We start from the raw sequence: 6,291 nt of genomic DNA, 5'->3' as shown, positions 1-6,291 counted from the left end.
GGTCAGGGGGCAGCTCATCGGGGGCTGTCGCCCCCTCTTCGCAGCTGCGATGAGGACCGGGAGGGCCGAAGAGCGGCCCCCGGTCCAGCGCGTCAGGAGATCATGTCCTGATAGGCGTCCTCGTCCATGTAGCTGTCATACTCGGCCATGTCGGTGGGCTTGATCTTGAAGAACCAGGCCTCGCCGAGCGGGTCTTCGTTGACCAGCGCGGGGTTGTCGGTGAGGGCCTCGTTGACTTCGACGATCTCACCATCGAGCGGGGCGGTGATGTCGGAGGCGGCCTTGACGCTTTCGATCACCACAACCTCGTCGTCCTTGGCCACGACGGTTTCGATCTCGGGCAGTTCGACGAACACCACGTCGCCAAGCTGGGTGGAGGCATGTTCGGTGATGCCGACGACGATGAGATCATCTTCGACGCGGAGCCATTCGTGGTCTTCGGTGTATTTCATGGGGGTCGGTCCTGTTGGTCAGCGTTTGTAGGTGGAAGGTTGGAAGGGCATGGGCGCGGTGACAAGGGGCAGCCGCTTGCCGCGCAGCTCGGCGTAGAGGCCGGTACCCGGATCTGCCGCTTCTGTGGGCACATAGCCCATTGCGATGGGCCGTTCGAGCGAGGGGGAGTAGGCACCGGAGGTGATGGTGCCCACGGGTTCGGCGGCGTCCTCCGAGGCGAAAAGCGGCACCCCTTCGCGCATCGGGGCGCGGCCTTCGGGCAGGAGGCCGGTGCGCAGGCGGGCGGGGCCGCCGGCAAGCTGCTCTTCGATCACGGAGGCGCCGGGGTAGCCGCCTGCGCGCACCCCGCCCGCGCGGCGGGCCTGGGAAAGGGCGAAGGTGAGCGCGGCTTCCACCGGGGTGGTGGTTTCGTCAATGTCATGGCCGTGGAGCGGCAGGCCCGCCTCCAGCCGGAGCGAATCGCGGGCGCCGAGGCCGATGGGTTCGCAGGCCTCATGGGCGAGGAGCTTGCGGGCGAACTCCTCGGCGTGGCGGGCGGGCACCGACACCTCGAAGCCGTCCTCGCCGGTGTAGCCGGAGCGGGAGATCCAGAGGTCGCCGTGGCTCGATTCCACCTCGGCCACGTCCATGAACTTGCCGGGCACCGCGCCTGTGACCGCCTCCAGCACCGCCTCGGCGGCGGGGCCTTGAAGGGCGATCAGGGCGCGGTCTTCCAGCGGCTCGATCTCAAGGCCCGCGCGGCGCATGTGGGCGATATCGGCCTCTGCGTTGGCGGCATTGACCACGATCAGCAACCGGTCGCCGTAATTCGCAACCATCAGGTCATCGAGGATGCCGCCCGCGTCGTTGGTGAAGAGCGCGTAGCGCTGGCGGCCGGGTTTGAGGCCGATCAGGTCGACCGGCACCAACGCCTCAAGCGCCTCGGCGGCCCCTGCCCCGCGCAGCACTACTTGCCCCATGTGGCTCACGTCGAAGAGGCCGCAGGCGGCGCGGGTGTGCAGGTGCTCCTTCATCACCCCGGGGGCGAATTGCACCGGCATCTCCCAGCCCGCAAAGGGCACCATCTTGCCGCCCAGCTCCTCGTTCAGCGCGTAGAGCGGTGTGCGTTTCAGATCGGTCAAATCTCGTCCCCTCAAGCCACAGTGAAGCGCCACAATGCGCCCGTTTCTGTGCCCCCTCTGTCCTTTCGCCTGAGATCGCTATCCCTTCGGCGGGCCGCGCGCGGCCTCTCTCCAGAGTTTATCAACCGTCCGGTCCGGGTGCCTGAGAGTTTACCGGGGCGGTTGCTCCTTCGGCACTGGCGCGTGGCCAGATTCTCCACGAACGGGTGGCCCATGGTTAGCGCGGCGCGACCGGCTGGACAAGATGGCTTGCGACCGACAGGTTGCGCGCCATGAACGACAGTTACTTCTTTGGCTACGGCAGCCTCGTCAACCGCGCGACCCACCAGCATGACCCGGCCTTTCCGGCCCGGCTCAAGGGCTGGCGGCGGGTGTGGCGCTCGACCGTGCTGCGCGATGTGGCCTTCCTGAGCGCGGAGCCGTGGGAAGGGGCCGAAATCGAGGGGCTGATTGCCCACGTGCCGGGCGCCGATTGGGCGGCGCTGGATTTGCGCGAGCGCGCCTATGGGCGGCACGAGGTTTCGGCGCATTGCGACCACGCGGCAGGGGACGTTCGGGTGGAGGTTTATGCCGTGTCGCCGGAGAACGGCGCGGGGCCGGACGTCGCCCACCCGGTGCTGCTGAGTTACGTGGATACGGTGGTGCAGGGCTTTCGCGACGTCTTCGGCGAGGCCGGGGCGCTGGGTTTTTTCGAAACGACGACGGGCTGGCCGCCCACGGTGGTGGACGACCGGGCCGCGCCGATCTATCCGCGCGCGACGGAGGTCAGCGCGGCGGAGCGGGCCTTTGTGGACGAGGGGCTGCGCCGGCTTGGCGTCGGGGTGGCATAGGGCGGGGCTTGCCCCGCTGCCCGGTGCGGCTCATCGGAGCCCTTCGGCCCCTCTTCGCATCGGAGGGATCGGGCGCCCGACCCTGCGGGCTGCGATGAGGACCGAAGGGGCCGAAGAGCGGCCCCGCCCTACCTCCCCGGCTTCACCTGCATCAACGCCATCACATCGGCCATCTCCGGCCCGCGCTCGCGCCCCGTCACCGCCTTGCGCAGCGGCATGAAGAGGCCCTTGCCCTTGCGGCCCGTGGCCTCCTTCACGGCTGAGGTCCACTCACCCCATGTGGCTTCGGTGTAGGGCGGCTCGCCGAGCATTCCGAGCGCCTCGGTGACGAAGGCCTTGTCTTCCTCGGCGACCAGCGGCGCGGCACCTTCGGTGAAGAGCTTCCACCAGTCCTGAAGGTCGGCGAGAACGGTGATGTTCTCGCGTGCCACGCCCCAGAAGCGCTCGGCCTGATCGGCGGGCACGCCCAGCGCCTCGATCTCGCTGGCCACCGCCGAGAGCGGCTGGGCGGCTAGGTGGCGATGGGTGAGCGGAAACAGGTCTTCCACGTCGAACTTGGTTGGTGCGGAGCCGAACTTGGTGAGGTCGAAGCCCTCGATCAGCTCGTCGTGGGAGGCGCGCAGCTCCACCGGGTCTGCCGAGCCGAGGCGGGCCATCAGCGACAGCAGCGCCATCGGCTCCACGCCCCGGTCGCGCAGGTCGCGCAGGGCCAGCGTGCCGAGGCGTTTGGACAGCGCCTCGCCCTGCGGGCCGGTGAGCAGCGAGTGGTGGGCGAAGCTGGGGACGGTGCCGCCGAGCGCTTCGATAATCTGGATCTGGGTTGCCGTGTTGGTCACGTGGTCGGAGCCGCGCACGACATTGGTGATGCCCATCTCGGTATCGTCCACCACCGAGGCGATGGTGTAGAGCACCTGCCCGTCGCCACGAATGAGCACCGGATCGGACACGCTGGCCGCATCAATCGAAATGTCGCCGAGGATGCCGTCATTCCATTCGATGCGCGCGTGGTCGAGTTTGAAGCGCCAGTGGCCGGTTCGGCCCTCTTCGCGATAGGCCTGCTTTTGCGCCTCGGTCAGCTCCAGCGCGGCGCGGTCGTAAACCGGCGGCTTGCCCATGTTGAGCTGCTTCTTGCGCTTGAGGTCCAGCTCGGTGGGGGTTTCGAAACACTCGTAGAAACGGCCAATCTCGCGCAGCTTGTCGGCGGCTTCGGCGTAGCGGTCAAGCCGGGAGGATTGGGTTTCCACCCGGTCCCACTCCAGCCCCAGCCATGTCAGGTCTTCCTTGATGGCGTCCGCGTATTCCTGCTTGGAGCGCTCCGGGTCGGTGTCATCCAGCCGCAGGATGAACTGGCCGCCAGCCTTGCGGGCGATGAGCCAGTTGAACAGCGCGGTGCGCAGGTTGCCGACGTGCAGGTAGCCGGTGGGCGAAGGGGCGAAGCGGGTGGTGGTCATGGCGGTGTCCTTGCGGGTCAGGGCCGCGATTTACGCCATGCGGGGCGGGCGCACAAGTTTAGTGGGGGTGAACGGGCCAGCGGGTGGCGAGGTCTTCCAGCCCGGCGCGAATAAGCTCGGCCAGAACGCCCGTGTCGATGCCGGAGAGCCGCCCGAGGTAGAGGCAGGATTTGCCCAGCTTGTGGGGGCCGAGGCGAGCGAGAATGTGGGAGAAGTCGGTGTAACCGGGCATGATGTAGACGACCATGTTGGCCTTGCGCGGCGAGAAGCCGGTGGCCAGCCAGTCACCCTCGCGGCCAGAGGCGTAGGTGTAGTGGTAGCGCCCGTAACCGATGATGGAGGGGCCCCACATGCGGGGGGCGTAGCCGGTGGTTTCAGCAAAAAGATGGAGCAGGCGCAGGGCATCTTCCCGGCGGCCCGGGTGGGCGACGGCCTCGCAGAAGTTGCGGGGATCTTCCGAGGTGGGTTGGGTGGCGTTGGCCATGGGGGAGCATGGCCGGGGCGCGCGCGGTGCGTCAATGGCGGGCAGCCGGGAGTGGCCGGGTGATTGCTGGACTTGCGCGCAAGACGGGGCGCCTGGCCTACCGGAACGCGGGCCTTGCGGGGCGGTTCCGCCGGATGTGGAGCGGGACGCCGAATGTAGGGTGGGTTCTGCCGACCGTATGGGGCCCGTACCTTGGGGAGCGCGTGATGCGGTGTGGCACGGCGGTGGGTTTCACCCACCCTACTTGGGGTCGCACGGGCAGAGGGAGGGCCCGTGCGTTTGCGGCTCGCTGGTTGGCCCCGGGGGAAAGGCCCGAACCGTTGAGGCCGTTCTAGGAGCAGAGCGTGAAGATTCGGTTCACGCGTATGAAATCACCTCGTATTCCACTCCGTCCCAATCCTCGAAGTAAAAGCGCCGCCCCGGCTCATAGTCGGCGTGGGAGCGGGGCTTGAGCCCGTAGTCTTTCACTCGCTGCTCCACGGCGTCGAGATCGTCCACCACCACGCCCACGTGGTTCAGCCCGCCCGTGACGTGGTAGGTGGATTGCTGCGCCGCCTGCTGATCGTGGTGGCGGTAGAGCGCGAGGTAGCTGTCCTTTCCACCCACATGTGCCGTCTCCCCGCCATAGATCGAACTGCCGCGCCAGCGCAGCTCCCATCCGAAGAGGTCGTGAAGCATCGACAGGGCCCGATCGAGATCGGAGACGGTGACGTTGACGTGTTCGAGTTGGGCCGACATGGCGAATCTCCTTGTGTTGCGATTGTTCCCACCGTAATTCCTAAAGCTAACTTTAGCTCAAAGGGTAATTTCGGATGGCGAAACAGGCGGGGCGGCTGAGGCCGGCAGACGTGCTTTCGATCGGGCAATTTGCGGAACGGGCCGGGTTGGCGGTGAGTGCGCTTCGCTATTACGAGGCGGAGGGGCTGATTGCGCCGATGCGGGCACCTTCGGGGCAGCGGCGGTTTCGGCGGGCCGACATCCGGCGCGTCAGCTTCATCAGGATTGCCCAGCAGTTCGGCTACACCCTGCCCCAGATCAAGGCGCTGATGGAGGCCCTGCCCGAGAGCCGCACCCCTACGGCGAAGGACTGGCGGCGCATTTCCGAAGAGTTCCGCGACAGCCTCGACCAGCGGATCGAGACGCTGCGCAGGCTGCGGGATGACCTGGACGGCTGCATTGGCTGCGGCTGTCTGAGCCTTGAGCGGTGCACGCTCTACAACGCCCAGGACAAGGCCGCCGCGCGCGGGGCGGGGCCGCGCTACCTGATGGGCGACCGGTCGGACGAGATCGGGGAGGTGGGCGAGCATTAATCTTGCTCGCACGAAAGTTGCGACATAAGTGCAGATTGCGGAATTATATTTCTCTGCCATATTGCCGCAACGCAGCAAAGGCGGTATAGCCGCCCCATGACGGAGGACACGGACATGCTCGACAATATGCCCCGCGGCACGATCTGCATTGAAGATATTGAGATCGGCATGGTGCGGTCCCTGCGCAAACAGGTGACCGACCGTGACATCGAGCTCTTTGCCGAGGTCTCCACCGACCGCAACCCGGTGCACCTCGATGACGCCTACGCGCAGGATACCATCTTCGAGGGCCGCATTGCCCACGGGATGCTGACGGCGGGCCTCGTGTCGGCGGTGATCGGCGAGCAGCTGCCGGGGCATGGCACGGTTTACCTCGGACAGACGCTGAAGTTCCTCGCCCCGGTGCGGCCCGGAGACATGGTGCTGGCCGAGGTCGAGGTGATCGGGATCGACCACCACAAGCGCCGCGTTCAGCTCGACACCCGTTGCCTGGTGAACGGCAAGCCGGTGCTGAAGGGCGAGGCCACGGTGCTGGCGCCCTCCGCCAAGTTCGACTGACGCGTACTGGGGCCCACCTCCCCTTCAGCCGGGCCCCAGGGCGGGACGTGTCCCGCCGCCCGGGCCGATGAGGCGCAGCCGAAG

Annotated in this window: 8 protein-coding genes and 1 riboswitch; of the genes, 3 read left to right on the top strand and 5 right to left on the bottom strand. The window is 67.1% G+C overall.

Annotated features, from left to right (window positions below):
• Positions 1-92 precede the first annotated feature (92 nt).
• A complete protein-coding gene (gene gcvH / locus DYI42_RS22840) occupies positions 93-452 on the bottom strand; it encodes a glycine cleavage system protein GcvH (RefSeq protein WP_213549279.1) in 360 nt (119 codons plus the stop codon).
• Between the two features lie 18 nt (positions 453-470).
• Positions 471-1,574: a glycine cleavage system aminomethyltransferase GcvT gene (gene gcvT / locus DYI42_RS22835; protein WP_213549278.1), complete on the bottom strand. Its 1,104-nt coding sequence runs from the start codon at positions 1,572-1,574 to the stop codon at positions 471-473.
• A 121-nt stretch (positions 1,575-1,695) separates the two neighbouring features.
• Positions 1,696-1,784: riboswitch (glycine riboswitch) on the bottom strand.
• 62 nt (positions 1,785-1,846) lie between these two features.
• Between gcvT and DYI42_RS22830 the strand changes: the two genes are divergently transcribed.
• Positions 1,847-2,404, top strand: coding sequence for a gamma-glutamylcyclotransferase family protein (locus tag DYI42_RS22830; protein ID WP_213549277.1), 558 nt, complete (start codon positions 1,847-1,849; stop codon positions 2,402-2,404).
• A 128-nt stretch (positions 2,405-2,532) separates the two neighbouring features.
• On the opposite strand, the gene gltX is transcribed toward DYI42_RS22830, so the two are convergent.
• The 3 genes from gltX to DYI42_RS22815 all read right to left on the bottom strand — a co-directional run bounded on the left by gltX (position 2,533) and on the right by DYI42_RS22815 (position 5,077).
• Entirely contained in the window at positions 2,533-3,855 is a 1,323-nt protein-coding gene (gene gltX, locus DYI42_RS22825) for a glutamate--tRNA ligase (RefSeq protein ID WP_213549276.1), read from the bottom strand.
• A 58-nt stretch (positions 3,856-3,913) separates the two neighbouring features.
• On the bottom strand, positions 3,914-4,339 hold the full coding sequence (locus DYI42_RS22820) for a DUF1801 domain-containing protein (RefSeq protein ID WP_213549275.1): 426 nt from the start codon (positions 4,337-4,339) through the stop codon (positions 3,914-3,916).
• Between the two features lie 357 nt (positions 4,340-4,696).
• Positions 4,697-5,077: a VOC family protein gene (locus tag DYI42_RS22815; protein WP_213549274.1), complete on the bottom strand. Its 381-nt coding sequence runs from the start codon at positions 5,075-5,077 to the stop codon at positions 4,697-4,699.
• Positions 5,078-5,151: 74 nt separating this feature from the next.
• On the opposite strand from DYI42_RS22815, the gene soxR reads away from it, so the two are divergent.
• Both soxR and DYI42_RS22805 read left to right on the top strand, forming a co-directional pair.
• A complete protein-coding gene (soxR, locus tag DYI42_RS22810) occupies positions 5,152-5,649 on the top strand; it encodes a redox-sensitive transcriptional activator SoxR (protein ID WP_213549273.1) in 498 nt (165 codons plus the stop codon).
• A gap of 114 nt (positions 5,650-5,763) precedes the next feature.
• Positions 5,764-6,207 (top strand): MaoC family dehydratase, encoded by a 444-nt coding sequence (locus tag DYI42_RS22805; RefSeq protein ID WP_213549281.1) that lies wholly within the window; start codon positions 5,764-5,766, stop codon positions 6,205-6,207.
• The last annotated feature ends 84 nt before the right edge of the window (positions 6,208-6,291 follow it).

It is taken from the genome of Vannielia litorea, from assembly GCF_018424695.1.
GTDB lineage: Bacteria > Pseudomonadota > Alphaproteobacteria > Rhodobacterales > Rhodobacteraceae > Vannielia > Vannielia litorea_A.
This window is presented reverse-complemented; position numbering and strand designations above follow the sequence as displayed.

Bases quoted from the DNA above. Each gene is read 5' to 3' on its own strand.
- gltX (WP_213549276.1), bottom strand. From the start codon at position 3,855: ATGACCACCACCCGCTTCGCCCCTTCGCCCACCGGCTACCTGCACGTC.
- DYI42_RS22820 (WP_213549275.1), bottom strand. From the start codon at position 4,339: ATGGCCAACGCCACCCAACCCACCTCGGAAGATCCCCGCAACTTCTGC.
- DYI42_RS22815 (WP_213549274.1), bottom strand. From the start codon at position 5,077: ATGTCGGCCCAACTCGAACACGTCAACGTCACCGTCTCCGATCTCGAT.
- DYI42_RS22830 (WP_213549277.1), top strand. From the start codon at position 1,847: ATGAACGACAGTTACTTCTTTGGCTACGGCAGCCTCGTCAACCGCGCG.
- soxR (WP_213549273.1), top strand. From the start codon at position 5,152: ATGGCGAAACAGGCGGGGCGGCTGAGGCCGGCAGACGTGCTTTCGATC.
- gcvH (WP_213549279.1), bottom strand. From the start codon at position 452: ATGAAATACACCGAAGACCACGAATGGCTCCGCGTCGAAGATGATCTC.
- DYI42_RS22805 (WP_213549281.1), top strand. From the start codon at position 5,764: ATGCTCGACAATATGCCCCGCGGCACGATCTGCATTGAAGATATTGAG.